The sequence below is a fragment of the Phycicoccus ginsengisoli genome (genome assembly GCF_054779295.1).
Map to the genome: position 1 here is coordinate 47,490 of NZ_BAAGYN010000016.1, position 19,049 is coordinate 66,538.

The 19,049-nt window shown below is 73.7% G+C and carries 20 protein-coding genes; 10 read left to right on the forward strand and 10 right to left on the reverse strand.

From position 1 onward, the window contains the following. Window position 1 precedes the first annotated feature (1 nt). From ACYVDO_RS19440 to ACYVDO_RS19450, 3 genes are read right to left on the reverse strand one after another with little or no spacing between them, the layout of a single operon-like run. Window positions 2-400 carry a DUF3054 family protein gene (locus ACYVDO_RS19440; protein ID WP_460939017.1) on the reverse strand — a complete coding sequence of 133 codons (399 nt, stop codon included), beginning with the start codon at window positions 398-400 and terminating at the stop codon, window positions 2-4. Between the two features lie 31 nt (window positions 401-431). After that, entirely contained in the window at window positions 432-1,418 is a 987-nt protein-coding gene (locus ACYVDO_RS19445) for a ribose-phosphate diphosphokinase (protein WP_460939019.1), read from the reverse strand. A 55-nt stretch (window positions 1,419-1,473) separates the two neighbouring features. Then, window positions 1,474-2,484, reverse strand: coding sequence for an alpha/beta hydrolase (locus ACYVDO_RS19450; protein ID WP_460939021.1), 1,011 nt, complete (start codon window positions 2,482-2,484; stop codon window positions 1,474-1,476). A 32-nt stretch (window positions 2,485-2,516) separates the two neighbouring features. On the opposite strand from ACYVDO_RS19450, the gene dop reads away from it, so the two are divergent. The 4 genes from dop (at window position 2,517) to prcA (ending at window position 5,958) form a co-directional block, all read left to right on the forward strand. Further along, on the forward strand, window positions 2,517-4,034 hold the full coding sequence (gene dop, locus ACYVDO_RS19455) for a depupylase/deamidase Dop (RefSeq protein WP_460939023.1): 1,518 nt from the start codon (window positions 2,517-2,519) through the stop codon (window positions 4,032-4,034). A gap of 69 nt (window positions 4,035-4,103) precedes the next feature. After that, window positions 4,104-4,310 (forward strand): ubiquitin-like protein Pup, encoded by a 207-nt coding sequence (locus tag ACYVDO_RS19460; protein ID WP_091760181.1) that lies wholly within the window; start codon window positions 4,104-4,106, stop codon window positions 4,308-4,310. Beyond that, window positions 4,307-5,134, forward strand: a complete 828-nt coding sequence (gene prcB / locus ACYVDO_RS19465) for a proteasome subunit beta (protein ID WP_460939025.1) — start codon at window positions 4,307-4,309, stop codon at window positions 5,132-5,134. The genes ACYVDO_RS19460 and prcB overlap by 4 nt, the downstream gene beginning before the upstream one ends. Continuing rightward, the gene (prcA, locus tag ACYVDO_RS19470; RefSeq protein ID WP_460939027.1) at window positions 5,131-5,958 is read left to right on the forward strand and encodes a proteasome subunit alpha; all 828 of its coding nucleotides are present in this window, start codon (window positions 5,131-5,133) and stop codon (window positions 5,956-5,958) included. Before prcB ends, prcA begins: the two co-directional genes overlap by 4 nt. A gap of 59 nt (window positions 5,959-6,017) precedes the next feature. Here prcA and ACYVDO_RS19475 read toward each other — a convergent pair whose 3' ends face one another. The 6 genes from ACYVDO_RS19475 to ACYVDO_RS19500 form a co-directional block, all read right to left on the reverse strand. Next, a complete protein-coding gene (locus ACYVDO_RS19475; RefSeq protein ID WP_460939029.1) occupies window positions 6,018-6,740 on the reverse strand; it encodes a dienelactone hydrolase family protein in 723 nt (240 codons plus the stop codon). 46 nt (window positions 6,741-6,786) lie between these two features. Further along, window positions 6,787-7,422, reverse strand: a complete 636-nt coding sequence (locus tag ACYVDO_RS19480) for a peroxiredoxin (protein ID WP_460939031.1) — start codon at window positions 7,420-7,422, stop codon at window positions 6,787-6,789. Between the two features lie 51 nt (window positions 7,423-7,473). Beyond that, on the reverse strand, window positions 7,474-8,397 hold the full coding sequence (locus ACYVDO_RS19485) for an alpha/beta hydrolase (protein WP_460939033.1): 924 nt from the start codon (window positions 8,395-8,397) through the stop codon (window positions 7,474-7,476). Window positions 8,398-8,479: 82 nt separating this feature from the next. Beyond that, on the reverse strand, window positions 8,480-9,511 hold the full coding sequence (locus tag ACYVDO_RS19490; RefSeq protein ID WP_460939035.1) for an NAD-dependent epimerase/dehydratase family protein: 1,032 nt from the start codon (window positions 9,509-9,511) through the stop codon (window positions 8,480-8,482). Window positions 9,512-9,618: 107 nt separating this feature from the next. Continuing rightward, window positions 9,619-10,806, reverse strand: coding sequence for a hypothetical protein (locus ACYVDO_RS19495; RefSeq protein WP_460939037.1), 1,188 nt, complete (start codon window positions 10,804-10,806; stop codon window positions 9,619-9,621). Beyond that, window positions 10,799-12,331: a coiled-coil domain-containing protein gene (locus ACYVDO_RS19500; RefSeq protein WP_460939039.1), complete on the reverse strand. Its 1,533-nt coding sequence runs from the start codon at window positions 12,329-12,331 to the stop codon at window positions 10,799-10,801. Before ACYVDO_RS19500 ends, ACYVDO_RS19495 begins: the two co-directional genes overlap by 8 nt. Before the next feature lie 140 nt (window positions 12,332-12,471). Between ACYVDO_RS19500 and pafA the strand changes: the two genes are divergently transcribed. From pafA to ACYVDO_RS19515, 3 genes are all read left to right on the forward strand, one after another. Beyond that, window positions 12,472-13,839, forward strand: a complete 1,368-nt coding sequence (pafA, locus tag ACYVDO_RS19505; protein WP_460939041.1) for a Pup--protein ligase — start codon at window positions 12,472-12,474, stop codon at window positions 13,837-13,839. Window positions 13,840-13,970: 131 nt separating this feature from the next. Then, complete coding sequence (locus tag ACYVDO_RS19510; protein ID WP_460939043.1) at window positions 13,971-14,927, forward strand: FKBP-type peptidyl-prolyl cis-trans isomerase; 957 nt, start codon at window positions 13,971-13,973, stop codon at window positions 14,925-14,927. A 39-nt stretch (window positions 14,928-14,966) separates the two neighbouring features. After that, a complete protein-coding gene (locus ACYVDO_RS19515) occupies window positions 14,967-15,353 on the forward strand; it encodes an FKBP-type peptidyl-prolyl cis-trans isomerase (protein WP_460939045.1) in 387 nt (128 codons plus the stop codon). 37 nt (window positions 15,354-15,390) lie between these two features. On the opposite strand, the gene ACYVDO_RS19520 is transcribed toward ACYVDO_RS19515, so the two are convergent. Continuing rightward, window positions 15,391-16,494, reverse strand: coding sequence for a DUF3866 family protein (locus ACYVDO_RS19520; protein WP_460939047.1), 1,104 nt, complete (start codon window positions 16,492-16,494; stop codon window positions 15,391-15,393). A gap of 53 nt (window positions 16,495-16,547) precedes the next feature. On the opposite strand from ACYVDO_RS19520, the gene ACYVDO_RS19525 reads away from it, so the two are divergent. The 3 genes from ACYVDO_RS19525 to ACYVDO_RS19535 are packed head-to-tail and all read left to right on the forward strand — an operon-like array spanning window position 16,548 to window position 18,931. Continuing rightward, window positions 16,548-17,534 (forward strand): helix-turn-helix transcriptional regulator, encoded by a 987-nt coding sequence (locus ACYVDO_RS19525; RefSeq protein ID WP_460939049.1) that lies wholly within the window; start codon window positions 16,548-16,550, stop codon window positions 17,532-17,534. Further along, window positions 17,531-18,610: a helix-turn-helix transcriptional regulator gene (locus tag ACYVDO_RS19530; protein WP_460939050.1), complete on the forward strand. Its 1,080-nt coding sequence runs from the start codon at window positions 17,531-17,533 to the stop codon at window positions 18,608-18,610. The genes ACYVDO_RS19525 and ACYVDO_RS19530 overlap by 4 nt, the downstream gene beginning before the upstream one ends. 9 nt (window positions 18,611-18,619) lie before the next feature. Further along, window positions 18,620-18,931 (forward strand): hypothetical protein, encoded by a 312-nt coding sequence (locus tag ACYVDO_RS19535; RefSeq protein WP_460939051.1) that lies wholly within the window; start codon window positions 18,620-18,622, stop codon window positions 18,929-18,931. Window positions 18,932-19,049: the final 118 nt, after the last annotated feature.

Consider the following 19,049-nt stretch of genomic DNA (forward strand, 5'->3'; position numbering starts at 1 on the left):
GTCAGCGGCGGGAGGCGGCCCGCGCGGACCAGCGCGCCAGGCCCTCGCCACCGAAGCGCAGCACCTCGACCGCGCACCGCCAGCCGACGAGGAAGAGCCCGAGCACGAGCAGCGTGACGAGGCCGAACGACCACGCGAACCCACCGCCGGTGAGGACCCGCAGCACCAGGCCGAGGACCACCGTCACGAGCCACACGACCTCGGACCCCGGCACCCGCACCGGCCAGGCGCGCACGCGTACGGCCAGCGCCCACCCCGCCACCAGGGCCAGGAGGAACGGCCAGGCCACCAGGAGGACCCCCGCCAGGGTGAGGCCCTCGCGGTGGCTCGCCCGGCCGATGGTGGCGAAGATGAGGACGAACGCCGCGTCCGCGGCGAACGCCCCGGCGCGGCGCCTCACCCGACCACCCGTCCCGGTGTCCGGCGGCGCATCAGTGGACCTTGTCGAAGAGCGTGGCCTGCGGGGGCGCGTGGGTCGGGTCCACCCCGTCGAACAGGCTGCTCACCGACTCGCCGGCGTGGATCCGGCTGATGGCCTCGGCGAAGAGCTGGGCGACGGTGCGGACCCGCAGCTCCGGCCAGCCGGTGGGGGCCGGCACGGTGTCGGTGGTGACGACCTCGCCGACCATCGGGTGCTCGCGCAGCCGCTCCACCGCCCGGCCGGCGAAGAGCCCGTGGGTGCACGCCACGTCGGCCCGGGTGCAGCCGAGGTCCTTGAGCCGCTCGAGCAGCTCGATGATGGAGCCGCCCGTCGCGATCTCGTCGTCGAGGATGATCGCCCGCCGGCCGGAGACGTCGCCGACGATCGAGTCGATGACGACGCGGTCGTCGGCCAGCCGCTGCTTGCTGCCCGCGGCCACGGGAAGCCCCAGGAGGCGGGCGAACTGGGTGGCCGTCTTGGCGTTGCCCAGGTCGGGGGAGACCACGACGGAGTCGGCGAGGTCGGTGCCGCGGAAGTGGTCGGCGAGCACGCCGATGGCCGTGAGGTGGTCGACCGGGACCGAGAAGAACCCGTGGACCTGCGGTGCGTGCAACGTCATGGTGAGCACGCGGTCCACGCCCGCCGCCACCAGCATGTCGGCGACGAGGCGGCCGCCGAGGGAGATGCGCGAGGCGTCCTTCTTGTCCGACCGGGCATAGGCGTAGTGCGGGATGACCGCCGTGATCTGGGCCGCGGACGCCCCGCGGGCCGCGTCCACCATGAGGAGGAGCTCCATGAGGTGCTCCTGCGTGGGTGGGACCAGCGGCTGGACGATGTAGACGTCGCGCTGGCGGCAGTTGGCCAGCAGCTGGGCCTGGAGGCAGTCGTTGCTGAACCGCTTGATCTCCACGGGCGAGAGGTCGACCCCGAGCGCCCCGCAGATCCGGTGGGCCAGGGCACGGTGGGCGTTGCCGCTGAAGATCACGATGTCGCGCAAGTGCGTCTCCCGGGTGGGTCCGTGCCGGATCGGTCCGTGGCGGATCGGGTCGAGCCTAGCCCGCTCCGGTGGGATCCGGGTCACCCACGGGGTACAGGTGCCTGCGCAGCTCGGCGACGAGCTCGGCCCGGTGCCGCCGCCCGACCGGCGTGGCCCCCGGCATGGAGGCGAACCCGTGGGTCACCCGGCGGTAGTTGGTGTGCCGTACCGGCACGCCGGCAGCCCGCAGGGCCTCGGCGTACCGCGTGCCGTCGTCGCGGATCGGGTCGAGGTCCGCCGTCTGCACCAGGGCCGGCGGGAGGCCGTCGAGCCGGCCGAACAAGGGCGAGACGAGCGGCTCGGACCAGTCGGCGTCCCGGGGCGCGTAGTGGTCGCGGAAGGCCAGGACGCTCGCCCGCGTCAGGATCGGGGCGTCGGCGTGCTCACGGATGGACGGCGAGCCGAGCGTCAGGTCCGTGGAGGGGTAGAGCAGCGCCTGGTGGCGCAGCGGCGAGCGGCCGAGGTCGCGCATCAGCTGGGCCGTGACGGCGGCGAGCGCGCCCCCCGCGCTGTCGCCGACCACGGCCATCCGCGTGGTGTCCGCACGCAGCACCGACCCCTGGAGCGCGAGCCACGAGGTCGCGTCGTAGGCGTCCAGGGCGGCCGTGGGGGCCCTGTGCTCGGGGGCCAGCCGGTAGTCGACGCTGACGACGACGGCCCGTACCCGCGCGGCCAGGTGGGTGCACAGCGGGTCGTAGGACACGACGTTGCCCTCGACGAACCCGCCGCCGTGGAAGAAGACGACCACGGGCGCGTCGGTGTCCGTGTCCTTCAGCGCCCGGGGGCGGTAGAGGCGCAGCGGGACCTCGTAGCCGTCGCGGGCCGGTGCCGTGCCGTAGGTGATCCCCACGGAGCGGTCCACCGGGCCGGTCACCCACGTGAACGGGGGCCGCGCCGGGTAGGTCGTGCCCCGGTCCCGGACGATCTGCTCGGGGGTGCGCCGCTCGACCGGGGGCACGAGCACGTGGTCGAGCAGCGCGGTCAGGGCGGCGAGCCGCAGGGGCATCGCCATGGGGGAGTGCCGCATGGGCCGGAAGTCTCTCACCTAGGGTGGGGTGCGTGACCGTGCGCCGGGTGATGGGGATCGAGACCGAGTACGGCATCTCCGTGCCGGGTGACCCCGCGGCCAACCCGATGATCCTCTCCGGCCAGGTGGTCAACGCGTACGCGTCGATGCAGGGCATCCGCGCGGCGCACGCCTCCTGGGACTATGCCGACGAGGCCCCCCTGCGCGACGCCCGCGGCTTCGACATGGCTCGGGCGCTCGCCGACGCGAGCCAGCTGACGGACGAGGAGGACCCGACCCTCGCGAACGTCGTGCTCACCAACGGCGCCCGCCTCTACGTCGACCACGCCCACCCCGAGTACTCCTCGCCCGAGGTCACCTCGCCGCGGGCCGCGGTCGCCTTCGACCGGGCCGGCGAGCTGATCATGGCCGAGTCGGTGCGGCGGCTGTCGCAGGTCCCGCCCGGCGTGAACCTGTACAAGAACAACACCGACGGCAAGGGCCAGTCCTACGGCACGCACGAGAACTACCTCATGCGGCGCGAGACCCCCTTCACCGACATCGTCCGCCACCTCGTGCCCTTCTTCGTGGCCCGGCAGGTCTTCACCGGCTCCGGTCGCGTCGGCATCGGGGTGGACTCGCGCAACCCGGGCTACCAGCTCAGCCAACGCAGCGACTTCTTCGAGGTCGAGGTGGGGCTCGAGACGACGCTCAAGCGGCCGATCATCAACACCCGGGACGAGCCGCACGCCGTCGCCGACCTCTACCGCCGGCTGCACGTGATCATCGGGGACGCCAACCACTGCGACGTCGCGAACCTGCTCAAGCTCGGCACCACCTCGCTGGTGCTGGCGATGATCGAGGACCGCGCCATCGACGTGGACCTCACGGTCGCCCGGCCGGTCGCCTCACTCCAGCGGATCAGCCACGACCCGACCTGCCGCGAGACCCTGGAGCTGCGCGACGGCACCCGGCTGACCGCCGTCCAGCTGCTCTGGCGCTACCACGAGCTCGCCGAGCGCTACCTCCAGCAGCGGTATGCCGGGGAGCCGGACGAGGACACGGCCGAGGTCATGCGCTGGTGGGCGCTCGTGCTCGACAAGCTCGAGCGCGACCCGCAGGAGGCCGCGCGGGAGGTCGACTGGGTCGGCAAGCTGAAGGTGCTCCAGGGGTACATCGACCGCGACGGGCTCGAGTGGTCCGACCCGCGGCTGCGCGCCGTCGACATCCAGTGGTCCGACGTGCGACCCGACAAGGGGATCTTCCACAGGCTCCGGGACGCCGGGCGGTTCGAGGAGCTCGTGGGCCATGACGAGGTCCTCCGGGCGGTGCACGAGCCGCCCACCGACACCCGTGCCTACTTCCGCGGCAAGTGCCTGGAGAAGTACGCCGACCAGATCGCGGCGGCCTCGTGGGACTCGGTGATCTTCGACATCCCCGGCCAGACCTCGCTGCAGCGGGTGCCCATGCTGGAGCCGCTGCGCGGGACCAAGGCCGGTGTCGGCGCCCTGCTCGACCGCAGTCCGGACGCCGCCACCCTGCTGCGCGAGTTGGCCTCGGCATCGGGTTAGGGTCGCACTAGGTTGGACGCACGCGGCGCAGTGGCGTCGCGGCAGCACGACGAGCGGGAGGTCACGCAGATGCCGAGCCAGGAGCAGAGCCGACCACAGCGCCGGGACGACGCGCCCGACGAGGCGCCCGAGCCCACCCCGGCGTCGCCTGAGGCGAGTGCCCGCAAGGAGAACCTCGACTCCGACATCGACAGCGTCCTCGACGAGATCGACGGGGTGCTGGAGTCCAACGCCGAGGAGTTCGTCCGCGGGTTCGTCCAGAAGGGCGGCCAGTGACCACGGACGCAGGCGCAGGGCGGCTGCCCGCGGCATACCTCGCCACGGGCTCGTCCTCCTTCACCGAGTTCGTCGGGGCGCACGCCCCCCACCTGCTGCCGTCGCGGCGTGCGCTGCCCCCGGGCAGCACGCTCGAGGCGCCGCACGGCACGACGATCGTCACGGCGACCTTCGACGGCGGGGTCGTCATGGCGGGCGACCGCCGCGCCACGATGGGCAACCTCATCGCCAACCGCGACATGGAGAAGGTCTTCGCCGGCGACGAGTACTCCGCGGTCGGCATCGCCGGCACCGCGGGGCTGGCCATCGAGCTGGTCAAGCTGTTCCAGGTCGAGCTCGAGCACTACGAGAAGATCGAGGGCACGCTGCTCTCGCTCGAGGGCAAGGCGAACCGGCTGGCCTCGATGATCCGCGCCAACCTCGGCATGGCCATGCAGGGCCTGGCCGTCGTGCCCCTGTTCGCCGGGTACGACCTCGACCGGCAGACCGGCCGGATCTTCTCCTACGACGTGACCGGCGGCTGCTACGAGGAGCACGACCACCACAGCGTCGGGTCCGGCTCGCTGTTCGCGCGCGGCTCGCTCAAGAAGCTGTGGCACCCCGGACTGTCGGCCGACGACGCCGTGCGGGTGGCGGTCGAGGCGCTCTACGACGCCGCCGACGACGACTCCGCCACCGGCGGCCCCGACGTCGGGCGCCGGATCTGGCCCACCGTCGCGGTGGTCAACGTCGACGGCGTCCGGTTCGCCGCCGACGAGGCGCTGCGCGGGGTGGTCGAGTCGGTCATCGCCGGGCGCCAGGGCAACCCGGGAGGTGCGCGATGACCAGCATGCCGTTCTACGTCTCGCCCGAGCAGCTGATGAAGGACCGGGCCGACTACGCCCGCAAGGGCATCGCCCGCGGCCGGTCCGTCGTGGTGCTCGGCTACGACAAGGGCATCGTCTTCGTCGCCGAGAACCCCTCGCGCGCCCTGCACAAGGTGTCCGAGATCTACGACCGGATCGCCTTCGCCGCGGTCGGCAAGTACAACGAGTTCGAGAACCTCCGGGTCGCGGGGGTGCGGTATGCCGACCTGCGCGGGTACTCCTACGACCGCACCGACGTCACGGCTCGTGGCCTCGCCAACGCCTACGCCCAGACGCTCGGCACCGTCTTCACCCAGGAGTCCAAGCCCTACGAGGTGGAGATCGTCGTCGCCGAGGTGGGCGACACCGACGCCGAGGACCAGATCTACCGGCTGACCTACGACGGGTCGGTCGCCGACGAGCACGGCTTCGTCGCCATGGGCGGCGCCGCCGACTCGATCGAGACCGGCCTGAAGGACCGCTGGCGGCCCGGGATGAGCCTCGGCGCGGCCCTCACCCTGGCCGTCGGCGAGCTCGCGAAGGACCCGGCGGGGGGTGCCGACCGCACCCTGACGGCTGCCCAGCTCGAGGTGGCCGTGCTCGACCGCGAGCGGCCGCGCCGCACGTTCCGGCGGATCGGCGGGGGCCTGCTCGAGGCGCTGCTCAGCACCGAGGACCCGACCCACGACGCGCCGTCCGAGGACGACCGGGCACCGGGCCGGCACGACACCCTCACCGGTGACGGCTCGCCCCGCGACGAGTCGACCAACCCGCAGACCCAGCGGCCCACCGACGACGCGTGAGGCCCGGGCGACCCTCCACGGGGTCGCCCGGAGCCCTCGAGGTGGGTCCCCGCCGTGTCTCAGACGGGCAGGCGCTCGGCCAGCCACTGCTGCGTGGCGACCCAGGCCTGGCGCGAGGCGTCCGCGTCGTGGAACAGGGGTGAGGGGTTGTCGAAGGCGTGCCCCGCGCCGGCATACGTCAGGAACGTCGCGTCCCGCCCGTCGGCGGTGACGGCGTCCTCGATCTCGCGGACCTTCTCCGGCGGGATGTAGTCGTCGGCCAGGCCGAAGTGGTGCAGGCTCGGGCAGGTCACCTGGGGTGCGAGCCCGATCAGGGCGGGCAGCGCGGAGCCGTAGTAGCTGACCAGGGCGTCCGGACCGACTCCCTGCGGCAGCGTCGCGGCGGCCACGGCGAAGGCCAGGCCGCCGCCGAAGCAGAACCCCAGCACGCCCACCGGGCCCCGGACCTCGTCCCGCTCCCGCAGGGCGGCGACGGCCGCCGAGCCGTCACCGACGGCGGAGTCCCAGTCCAGCCGCTGGAGCAGGCCCATCGCCTCGGGCAGCCCGTCCTGGGCCTCGGAGACGACCTGGTCGCCGAGCCGCCAGTAGATGTGGGGCACCAGGACGACGTACCCCTGCGAGGCGAGGTCACGGGCGCGCCCGCTGATGTAGCCGGTGACGCCGAAGATCTCCTGGAGGAGCACGATGCCGGGGCCCTGCCCGCTCGGCGGCAGGTGGAGGTCCGCCGGCAGGTCCCCGCCCGTGACGGGGAGGGTCAGCGTGGTCACGTCGTTCTGGCTCATGCCCGACAACGTAGGCCGCGCCGGGCCCGTCCGCCGGGCGAACGCCTCAGGCCGTGGGCGCCGCGGCGTAGCGCAGGTAGGGCTTGACCTCCTCGACGTCCCCGAACCGCGCCCGGGCGTCCTGCGTCGACACGGTGGGGGCGACGATGACCCGCTCGCCCTGCTTCCAGTCGACCGGCGTGGAGAAGGGCCCGGCGTCGTTGACCTGCAGGGCGTCGAGGGCTCGCAGGATCTCGTCGAAGTTGCGCCCGGCGCTCTTGGGGTAGGTGAGCGACAGCCGGACCTTGCCGGCCGGGTCGATGAGGAAGACCGAGCGGACGGGGGAGGTGTCGCCCACGCCGGGGTGGATCATGTCGTACAGCTCGGCGACCTTCCGGTCGGCGTCGGCGACGATCGGGTAGTCGACCGAGGTGCCGGCCACGTCCTCGATGTCGCCCTGCCACGCGTGGTGGTCCTCGAGGCTGTCGACGGAGACGGCGAGGACCTTGGTGTTGCGGCGGGCCCACTCGTCCTTGAGCTGGGCCACGCGGCCGAGCTCGGTCGTGCAGACCGGAGTGAAGTCGGCCGGGTGGCTGAACAGCACGGCCCAGCCGTCGCCCTTCCACGCGTGGAAGCTCAGCTCGCCCTGCGTCGTCCTGGCGGTGAAGTCGGGGGCGTCGTCGCCCAGTCGCAGCGTGGCCATGTCGGGGTCCTCCCAGAAGTAACGCGATGTTTGCCGGGTCCAAACATGCCGTTACCTGACCGGGATGTGGATGCCCCGTCCGGATCGTGGACCCGCGGTGAGCTCGAGGAGGGCGTCCGCGAGCGCACCGAGGCACCCGGGGTCCAGCAGGATGCCGTAGTGGTCGGCGTCCAGCCGGAGGGTGCGGACGTCCGCCGGCAGACGGGCTTCGGCCAGGCGTGCGGGGGAGTAGAGCCCCGGCTCCTGCCCGAGCGGGCCGCGCGCGGCCCAGGCCAGCACGGCGGGGCACTGCAGCGTGTGGACCGCCGCGAGGGTGGCCGGGTCACTCATCAGGTCGGTCCAGTCGGCGCGGACGCACTCCAGCGAGCTGCTCGAGCGCAGGGCACCCGGTGCGCCGGCCAGGTCGTGCTGCAGGTAGGCCGCGAGCGCGTCGCCGTTCGTGCGCGCCAGCGCGGGCCCCAGGGTGGGGTGGGCCCGCCAGTGCTCGAGGTGCGCCTCGGGGTCCGCGAAGGTCATGGTCAGCCGGTCCATGGCCGGGCCGATGATGCCGTGCAGCACCTCGTCGACATCGAAGGTGCCCGGACTCGGGTAGGCCAGGCCGCCGTCGACGAGCAGCACGCCGCCCACGACGTCGGGCCGGCTCGCGGCGGCGAGGGCCGCGACGAAGGCCCCCATGGAGTGACCTGCGAGCACCGGTCGCTCGAGGCCGAGGTGCTCGACCACGGCCAGCACGTCGCGGACGTGGTCGGCCAGGCCGGTGGAGCGCAGCCCGGAGCTCTCGGCCCGCCCGCGCAGGTCCGGTGCCGCCACCGACAGCCTGCCGGCGAGGGTCGTGGCAAGCGGCCGCCAGGCCAGCCCGTTCGAGGAGATGCTGTGCAGGGCGACGACGGTCCCGGCCCCGGCCGGCGCCTGCGTGAGGAGGTGCACCGTCAAGGAGCCACCGGCCACCGGCACCTGACGGGTCCCCGCGTCCACGTCGTCCCCCTGTCCGGTCGGTCGGTCGGACCGACGACGCTACGGGCAGGCGGTGGCGTCGGACATGGTGCGCAGACCCACTTCAGCGCGGCCCGCGTGTGCCTGGCTCACGGGACGCCCGGTCCTGTCGCGCCTGTGCCAGCAGGGCGCGCTCGTCGGTGGGGGACAGGCCGGCTCGGCGCGGCCTTCCGGGCCCCTGCCGGAGCTCCCACTCCAGGACGTCCCGCAGGGTGTCCTCCAGGGGCCTGGTCACCAGGCCGAGAGCCCGCGCGGCCGTGGTGTCCCTCGCCATGAACCCGGCATACTCCGGCACGGGCAGCCACATCGGCAGGGACCGCTCGCCGCTCCAGGGCGCCACCGAGTGCTCCGCGAGCCACGCCTGCGGGACGGCGACGACCTCCCCGTCGTGCCCGGCCACGCGCCGCGCCGTGTCGAGGTGCTCCGCGAGGGGGAGCGTCGGACCGGAGGCGTTGACCACCCCGGTCGCACCCTGCCCACCGGCCCGCACGAGCCAGGCGGCGAGGTCGCGGACGTCGACGAGCTGGGTCGTCACGGAGCTCTGCGGGACGAGGACCGCACCGTCGGTGGTCGCGGGGTGGGCGAAGCGCAGGGGCCAGTAGCCCGTGCGGTCCGAGATGTCGCCAGGTCCGCCGATGAGGCCTGCCCGGGCGACGAGGGCGCGGCCGGGCAGGCCCGACAGGACATGCTGCTCGCAGGCGACCTTGCGCTCGCCGTAGGTGTCGAAGCCGTCCTCGTCCACGTCCGAGGGTGCCAGGAGGGGTGCGGACTCGTCGGCCCCCGGCTGGTCGTGGGTGGCGTAGACCGAGCACGAGGACACGAAGACCCACGTGCCGGTGCGGGGACCGAGCGCGGCCACGGCGCCGCGTACGTGGCTGGGCTGGCGCGCCACGTCGACCACGACGTCCCAGTCGCCTGCCACCTCGGCGTACGCGTCCGGCCGGCTCCGGTCGGCCGTCACCGTGCGCACGCCCGCCGGGGGCGCCCCGGACTCCCCGCGTGCGAGCACGGTGACCTCGTGCCCGGCCCGCACCGCCTCCTCGGCGACCTCGCGGCCCAGCCACGCCGTCCCGCCCAGCACCAGGAACCTCGACATGCCGTCACGCAACCACGGCGGCCGACGGCCTGTCGACCGCCTGCGCTGAGGGCGGACGCGCGACGGGAGCGCCCCCGGTGGGGTCGCTCCCGTCGTCGGTGGTGGGGTCAGGCGCGGCTGGTCGCGCGACGGTCCGCCGTCGTCCCGGCCTCGTCCTCGTCGGACTTGTCGTCCTCGTCCTCGTCCTCATCGGCATCGGACTCGTCGTCCGCGTCCGCGTCGGCGTCCGCCTCATCGGCCTCACCGACCGGCTCGGCGGCGTCCTGCGTCGACTGCTGCTCATCCGCGCCGTGCTCGTCGTCCGCGGCAGCCTGCTCGCCCTGCCCGGACGCCACGGCTGCGGCCGGGTGGTCCGCGGCGGCCGCGGGCGCCTCGTCGAGGTCGCCGACCATGGCCGCACCGCCGAGCGTGGCCAGCATCTGGCGCACGTTGCTGAGCTGGGCGGTGATGCTGTCGCGCCGCGCGGTGGCCGCGGACAGCTCGCGCTCGGAGTCGCGACGGATGCGCTCGGCCTGCTCGCGCGCCGCCGTGACCAGCTGCTCCGCCTCCGAGCGGGCGTTCTCGAGCAGACGGGTGCTCTCGGCCTGCGCCTCCGCGTGGGCCCGCTCGCTCTCGGCGCCGAGCTGCTCGGCCCGCTGCTGGGCCTGCGTGAGCGCCTGCTCGTGCTGGGCCATCTGGGCCGCGAACTCCGCGGCGGCCTTGTCGCGGCGCTGGCCCAGGGTGGACTCGAAGTCGGCGGCCGATGCCGCGGCCCTCGCCCGCTGGTGCTCGTAGAAGGCCTCTGCCTCCTCCCGGCGCGCCGAGGCCTCGCGGTCGGCGTCGTCGAGGATGGCGTCGGCCTGCTGCTTGGCCTGCTCGACCACCCGCGTGGCCTCGGTGTCGGCCTTGGCCCGCACCGAGTCGGCATAGCGGTCCGCGTCGGTGCGAGCCTGGTCGGCGGCCAGCCGCGAGGTGCCCGCCAGGGTCTCCGCGTCCGCGCGGGCGTTGGCGCGGATCTCCGCGGCCTCCTCGTCGGCCATGGTCAGGATCGCGCCGATGCGCTCGCCGAGGTCGGCGTACGTGGGGGCGGCGGCCTTGCGCTGCTCGGACCGCAGCTCCTCGAGGGAGCGGCGGATGGCCGCCTGCTCGTCCTGCGCCGCCGCCAGCGAGGCGCGCAGCTCGCTCACCTCGACGGTGCGCTCGGCGGCCTCCTGCCGGGCCTGCTCCAACGCGCCGGCGTTCTCGGCGCGCCACTGGTCGACCTGGGCCGGGTCGTAGCCGCGCAGCACGCTGCGGAAGGAGGTGGTGTCACTCATGGTCGGTCCGTTCGTTCTCGGTGGTGGGGGAGTCGGGGGTGGTGGGGGAGTCGGGGGTGGTGGGGGTGGACGGGTCCGTCGTCGCCGTGGGCGCCGACGGTTGTTGCGCCGAGGGTCTCTCGGGGACGGCGAGCGCGTCGATGACGCCGGACAGGTGGCCCAGCTGCTTGGTGATGTCCTCCCGCCGGGCGGCCAGCACGGCCACCTCGGCGCGGGCCCGGTCCAGCATGGCCCGTGCCTCGGCGCGGACACGGTCGGCCTCGGCCCTGGCCTCGGCCGTGGTGCTCACGAGCTGGTCGCGGGCCTGCCGGTGGTTCTCGTGCGTCTCACGCTGCAGGCGCTCGATCTCGACCGCGGTGTGCTCCCGCACGAGGCGAGCGGCCTTCTCGGCCTCCTCCACGCGGCGCCGGGCCCGCTCCTCCGCGGCGCGTTCGGTCTCCGCCGCGGACAGGTGGATCCGCTCGGCGTGCTCCTCGGCGGCGGTGGTGGTGCGCTGGGCCTGCGCCTGGGCGGCCGTCATGACCGCCTCCGCCTGGGCGCGGAGGCGTTCGGCCTCCGCCCTGGCGCTCTCGCGCTCGGAGCGTGCCCGGTGCGCGGCCCGGGCGAGGGCGCTCTGGATGAGCTGGCGCCGCGCGCGCATCCTGGTGGCGAGCTCGCGATGGGTCTCCCGGCGCTGGCGGGCCACCTCGGCCTCGCCCTCGTCGAGGATCCGGCGCACGGTGTCCTGGCCCCACGCGAGGTGCTCCTGGGCCTGGCCCATGATCTCGCCCGCCTCGGCGTGCGCGCGCTCGAGGCGCTCCCGGGCGTCCTCGCGTGCCTGCTCCAGCAGGCGCGTGGCCTCCCTGTCGGCCTCCTCGCGCAGCAGCACGGCCTCACCGGTGAGCCGCTCGGACTCGGCCTCCGCCCGGGCCCGGAGCTCGGCGACGTCGTGCTCGGCCTCCGCGCGCAGGGCCGCGAGCTCTGCCTGCTGCTCCTCGTCGCGCTGGGCGAAGTGGGCGTCCATCTTCTCGACGCCGGCAGCGAAGGCGGCGTCGCGCTCCTGCTCGTGCGCGGCATACCGCTGCATGGCCGCGTCGTAGTCCGCCTGGGCGGCCGAGCGCAGCGACGCCGCGTGGGCGGTGGCGTCCTCCAGCAGCGCCTGCGCCTGGGCACGGGCCGAGGAGACGGCCTCGTCGCTGGTCCGGGTCGCCGACTCGGTGAGCATCGAGGCCTGCTCGGCCGCGTCGGACACGAGCGACTGCGCCTCGGTCTGGGCCTCCTGCAGGGCGCGGCCCGCCTGCTCGCGGTCGCGGAGCGCGTCGGCGTGCTGGCGCTCGGCGTCCTCGAGCAGGCTGCGGGCGCGGGCGCCGAGCTCCTGGGCCTCGGACCGGGCGCGCGCGAGCACCTCGTCGGTCTCGGCCCGCATGGCGTCGGCGTACGCCTGGGCACGTTCGAGGATGGACTGGGTGTGCCGGGTCAGGTCACCGACCTGCACCGAGGTCTGGCCTGGGGTCCGGGTCGCCGCGTCCGTGGGGGCGTCGGGCATGGCGCCAGTCTCTCGCATGCGCGGGCCCGGATGCAGCCGGGGCCGGTCCATTCGGACCATCCCTTTACCAAGCGGCCGCTGACCTGCGCCGTCAGGCGGACCGCGGCCCCCCGCGGACGGGTGCGGCCTAGAGTGTCGTCATGGAGCGCCGGATCTTCGGGATCGAGAACGAGTACGGCATCACCTGCACCTTCCAGGGGCAGCGCCGGCTCACACCGGACGAGGTCGCGCGCTACCTGTTCCGCAAGGTCGTCTCGTGGGGCCGTTCGTCCAACGTGTTCCTGTCCAACGGCTCGCGGCTCTACCTCGACGTGGGCTCGCACCCCGAGTACGCCACGCCCGAGTGCGACCACGTGCGCCAGCTGGTCGTCCACGACAAGGCGGGGGAGCGGATCGTCGAGGGCCTGGTCGCGGACGCGCAGGAGCGGCTGGTCGAGGAGGGCATCGAGGGCGAGATCTACGTCTTCAAGAACAACACCGACTCCGCCGGCAACTCCTACGGCTGCCACGAGAACTACCTCGTGGGCCGCGCCGGCGAGTTCCAGCAGCTGTCCGACGTGCTCATCCCGTTCCTCGTGAGCCGGCAGATCACGTGCGGCGCCGGCAAGGTGGTGACCACGAGCAAGGGCGCGACCTACTGCGTCAGCCAGCGCGCGGACCACATCTGGGAGGGCGTCTCCTCGGCGACCACCCGGAGCCGCCCCATCATCAACACCCGGGACGAGCCGCACGCCGACGCCGAGCGCTACCGGCGGCTGCACGTCATCGTCGGCGACTCGAACATGAGCGAGACCACCACCATGCTCAAGGTGGGCTCGGCCGACCTGGTGCTGCGGATGATCGAGGCAGGGGTGGCCGTGCGCGACCTCACCCTGGAGAACCCCATCCGGGCGATCCGCGAGATGAGCCACGACATGACCGGCCGCAAGACGGTGCGCCTGTCCAACGGTCGCGAGCTGTCGGCGCTGCAGATCCAGGGCGAGTACCTCGAGCGGGCCACGGCCTTCGCCGACCGCGAGGGGCTCCAGGACCCCATCCACAAGCAGGTCCTCGACCTGTGGGAGCGCACCCTGCGCGCCGTGGAGAGCCAGGACCTGTCGCTCGTCGACACCGAGATCGACTGGGTCATCAAGCACAAGCTCATCAGCGGCTACATGGCCAAGCACGACCTGCCGATGGAGCACCCGCGCATCGCCCAGCTCGACCTCGCCTACCACGACGTGAACCGGCAGCGGGGGCTGTTCTATCTGCTGCAGAAGCACGGGCGAGCCGCCCGGGTGTCCACCGACCCCGAGGTGTTCGAGGCCAAGACCACGCCGCCGCAGACCACCCGGGCCAAGCTGCGGGGCGACTTCATCAGGGCGGCCCAGGAGCACCGTCGCGACTTCACCGTCGACTGGGTCCACCTCAAGCTCAACGACCAGGCCCAGCGCACGGTCCTGTGCAAGGACCCCTTCGCCGCCGTCGACGCCCGGGTCGAGCGGCTCATCGAGGGCATGCGCGGCTGACCTGTCGGCCCCGTCGGGGCGGTTCGCGGGCCCCGGGTGGACCCGGGCCCCGAGGACGCGGTTTCGGGATCTCACAGGCGCCGTGGTTATGGTGGACGCTGGCCCTACCCCGGAAGAGAGCCCCCACCACCGTGTCTTCACGACGTACCCATGCCCTCGGCGCCGCCCTCCTCGCCGCAGCCCTGACCCTCACCGCCTGCGGCAACAGCGGCGGCAACGACGCGAAGGCCTCGCCACTCGACAAGATCACCGTCACGGGCGGCAGTGACACGACCGCACCGACGGTGAAGGTCCAGCCCGAGCCGCTGAAGGTCACCGACACCACGACCAGGGTGGTCAAGGCCGGCGACGGGCCGACCGTCAAGGGTGACGAGATCGTCAGCATCAAGTACGTCCTGCTCAACGGCAAGGACTCCTCGGTGCTCGACTCCAACTACGGCAAGCAGAACCTCGGGCTGAGCCTGGACGCCGCCGACCTGCTCCCCGGCCTGAAGAAGGGCCTCAAGGACCAGAAGGTCGGCTCGCGGATCCTCGTGGCGATGCCGCCCAGGGACGCCTTCGGCACCCAGGGCAACACCGAGCTCAAGGTCGGGGCGAACGACACGGTCGTCTTCCTCATGGACGTGCAGTCGGCCACCAAGCCGCTCGCCTCCGCCGAGGGCAAGGCCGTGAAGCCCGCCGCCGGCCTGCCGACGGTCAAGGTCGAGCCGGGCCAGCAGGCGACGATCACCATGCCCAAGGGCGCCAAGGCCCCCACCAAGACGGTCCGCCAGCCGCTCATCGAGGGCACCGGCCCCAAGGTGGAGTCGGGCCAGACCGTGCGGGTCGCCTACACCGGCGCCGTGCTGTCCACCGGCAAGGTCTTCGACTCCTCGGCCAAGACCCCCCAGAAGTACTTCGAGACCGTCATCGGCAAGCAGCAGGTCATCAAGGGCTGGGACTCGACCATCGTCGGCTCCACCGTCGGCAGCCGGCTGCTGCTGCTCGTCCCGCCGGCCGACGGCTACGGTGCTGCCGGCCAGCCGCAGGCCGGCATCAAGGGCACCGACACTCTGGTCTTCGTCGTCGACATCCTCGCGGCGTACTGACCGCACCCGAGCCCGTCCACCGCAGACAGGAGAACCACCATGGGTTTCGACCCGAACACCACCAAGCCCGAGATCGACTTCCCCGGTGACGAGGCGCCCAGCGACCTCGTGGTCGAGGACCTCAAGGAGGGCGACGGCCGCGAGGCCAAGGCCGGCGACACCGTCCTGGCGCACTACGTCGGCGTCGCGCACTCGACCGGCGAGGAGTTCGACGCGTCCTGGAACCGCGGTGCGCCGCTGGACTTCCCGCTCGGCGCCGGTCGCGTCATCCAGGGCTGGGACCAGGGCATCGTGGGCATGAAGGTCGGCGGCCGCCGCAAGCTGGTCATCCCGCCGCACCTGGGCTACGGCGACCGTGGCGCCGGCGGCGCGATCAAGCCGGGCGAGACCCTGATCTTCGTGGTCGACCTCGTCGACGTGCGCTGAGCACGTACCTTTCCGCGGTCGAAGGACCGCGCAACAGCTACTCCGACAGCAGCCGGGCGGCCCACCGCCCGGCTGCTGCGCTGTACCGGAAGGCGGCCCGGTCCTCCTCGACCCCGCGCCCCATGGTGGAGAGCCTCACCGGAGAGGTCGCCAGCGACTCGTCGAGGCCCTCGCCCTCGACCTGCACCACCACTGCGGCGCCGGAAGCCCGCGCCACGAGCTCCTGCGCCTGCCGCAGCACGAGCGCCTCGAAGTCGTCGGAGGGGTCGATGGCCACCACGTCCGCGGGCACGAGGCAGATGCGCCCGTATGCCGTGGTGCTGTGGTGCGAGATGCCGCGGTGGCGTTCGCGCGGGTCGGCGTCCGAGACGCGCAGCGCCGCGACGCCCCGGCCGTGCAGGGTGGACACGGCGTTGAGCGCCTCCCCGGCCGCGACCCCCGTGTAGCCCCACCGGGTGCCCGTGCCGACGTTGCCGGGGCCCTGGGTCACGACGGCCACGTCCGCGCCCAGCACGTGGCGGGCGGCAAGCAGCCCGCTGTGCAGCGTGACGGCCTCGTGGTCGCCGCCGTACGCCTGGCCCACGGTGACGGTTCCGGCCAGCCAGCCCGCGTTGCGCAGGGCGGCGACCGTGCGGGAGAACGCGACCGGCAGGGCCCCGCCGTCGGTCATGACATAGGCGACGACGGCGTCCGGGCGCTCGGCCCGGATCCCGGCCAGCACCGCGGGCAGGGCCGAGTGCAGGTCGGCGACGACGACCGGCAGGCCGTCGAGCTCCACGTCGAGGGCCAGTCCGGACGTGAGGGTGGCGTGGTGGGGGCTGTCCTGCTCGTCGACCGCCAGGAACATCTGCTGCTGCGGCGTGTAGCGGGCCTTGACGATGTGGCCGTGCTGCGCGGGCGGGTCGGCCGGGAGCCGGTCGGGCGCTGCGACCACGAAGGCCAGGCCACCGGTCCCGAGACCGCGCAGCAGGGCAGAGGCGTTGAGCAGCACGCGGTCGCCGATCTCCGGCTCCCCGACCAGCGCGGTGTACGCCAGCGCCCGGACGGTGCCGCCGTCGCCGGCGAGGCGGACGGCATACTCCACCGCTCCCGGCCAGCGGTCGCGGACCTGCTCGACGACACCCTCGCGCCACTGCATCACGACACGCAGAGTAGCCACCGGCAGCAGCCGGCCACTCCGGTAGCGTCGGGCCGGTGAGCTCACCCACCGGCCCCGCGGCGAAGACCGAGCGGCTGCTCAACCTCGTCCTCTGCCTGTTGTACACCCGGCGCCCGCTGCCCAAGTCGCGGATCCGCGACGTCGTGCCGCAGTACGGCGACGCCAAGACCGACGAGGCCTTCGACCGGATGTTCGAGCGCGACAAGGACGAGCTGCGCGAGCTCGGCATCCCCCTGGTCACCGAGGACATCGGCGGCCTGTGGGACGACGAGGTCGGCTACCGCATCGACCAGCGCGAGTACGCCCTGCCGGACGTGGCGTTCGAGCCGGACGAGCTCGCGGTGCTCGGCCTGGCCAGCCGCACCTGGGCGCACGCCTCCCTGGCCGGGCCCGCCGCCCAGGCCCTGCGCAAGCTCAAGGCGTCCGGGATCGAGCGCGACGGCGACTCCCTCGTCGGCATCGAGCCGCGGCTCGGCACGCGCGAGCCCGCCTTCGAGGCCGTGAAGAACGCGGTGGTGGGCCAGCGGACCATCACCTTCGGTTACCGCACCGCGGGCTCGGACGACGTCCAGACCCGACGGGTCCAGCCGTGGGGGCTGGCCTCCTGGCACGGTCGGTGGTACCTCACCGGCTTCGACCTCGACCGTGGGGCACCGCGCGTGTTCCGGCTGTCCCGGGTCGAGGGCGCGGTGTCGGAGGTCCGACGGGCGGAGTCCTACACGGTGCCGGCCGACCACCGGGCCCAGGAGATGATCCGCACGACGGTGGGGGAGCAGCGGCCCCGCACCGCCCGGGTCCGGGTGCGTGCGGACCGGGGGCACACCCTGCGCCGGCGCGCCACGAGCACCACCTCGTCGCAGGACTGGACGATGCTGGAGGTGCCGTTCACCGACGACGACGCACTCGCCGACGAGGTGAGCGGCTACGGCGCCGACGTCGTGGTCGACGAGCCGGCCGAGGTGCGCGACCTGGTCGTCGCGCGGCTGCGTGGCGCCCTGGCCGCCCACGGAGGTGCCCGGTGAGCGCCCACCCGGCCCGCGCGCCGCAGGAGACCGCGACCGACCGGCTCAGCCGCCTGCTCACGATGGTCCCCTGGCTGGTCAACCGCCAGGGCATCGACATCGAGCAGGCGGCCGGGGACCTGGGCATCACGCCCGAGCAGCTCGAGGCAGACCTGAGGCTGCTCTACCTGTGCGGCTACGGCCAGATGCCGGACGAGCTCATCGACGCCGAGTGGGAGGGCGGCCGCGTGTTCGTCAGCAACGCGGAGACCATCGCCCGGCCGCTGCGGCTGGGCCGCGACGAGGCCCTGACGCTGATGGTGGGGCTGCGGGCCCTGGCCAGCGTGCCGGGGCTGGGGGAGCGGGACGCGGTCGAGCGGGCCATGGCCAAGCTCGAGGAGGCCACCGGCGCGAGCGGCGAGGCTGCCGCACGCGTGCAGGTGGCCATCGACGAGGGGGTGGAGGCGCAGCTTCTCGCCGACGCCCGCCGTGCCGTCGAGCAGCACCGCCGCGTCCACCTCACCTACCTCGTGCCGAGCCGGGACGAGTCGACCGAGCGCGACGTCGACCCGATGCGCGTGGTGAACCTCGACTCGCGCTGGTACCTCGAGGGCTGGTGCCACCGGGCGCAGGACACGCGGACGTTCCGGATGGACCGCATCGCCGCGCTGGAGGTGCTCGACGTCGACGGCACGCCGCCGGCGGACGCCCAGCTGCGCGACCTCGACGAGGGCGCCTTCACCCCGCGACCCGAGGACACCCTGGTCACGCTGCGGCTGGAGCCCGGCGCTCGCTGGGTCAGCGACTACTACCCGGTGGAGTCGGCGGAGACCGAGGCGGACGGCTCCCAGACGGTGAGCCTGCGCACGGCCGACACGCTGTGGCTCCGGCGGCTGTTGTGGCGCCTCGGCGGCGCGGGGCGGGTCGTCGCCCCCGCCGAGGTCGCCCGCGCCGTCGCCCAGGGGGCCCGCGACGCGCTCACCGCCTACGGCGTCGACCCGGACCAGGCCCCCGGCCCGACCCCCGCGAGCGGCCCGACCCCCGCGAGCGGCCCGGCCCCGGCGAGCGGCGCCGGGCGCCTGCCGGCGGACGGGTAGGGTCGGGGCATGTGGTGGTGGGTGCTCATCTGGGCGCTGCTCGTCGTCGTCGCGGTGGTCTACCTCGCGTCGCGGGCCTGGGGCGTCTGGGGGCAGTTCAAGGAGCTCACGGCCGAGGTGAGCCGGGCCTCCGACACGCTGGCCGCCCTCGAGGCGCAGGCGGACCGGCTGGGCGAGCGCACACCGGAACCGCGGCCCGACCTGTTCGAGGACCCTCGCCGGCTGCGCCGGGAACGCGAACGCACCCGTGCCTCGTTGAGGCAGGAGCGGCGTGCCCGACAGGCGGCCCGTCGCCCGGCCTGGGCACGACACCTCGACTGATATGTAGTCGCATCCTGTCAAGTGGGCAGGGTGAGGCGCCGCCGGCTGGGTTGTCGGCGGCGCCTCTGCGTTCACGCGGGTTGGGTGTCCGGGGCGGCGTGTCAGGTCGACGCGCGGT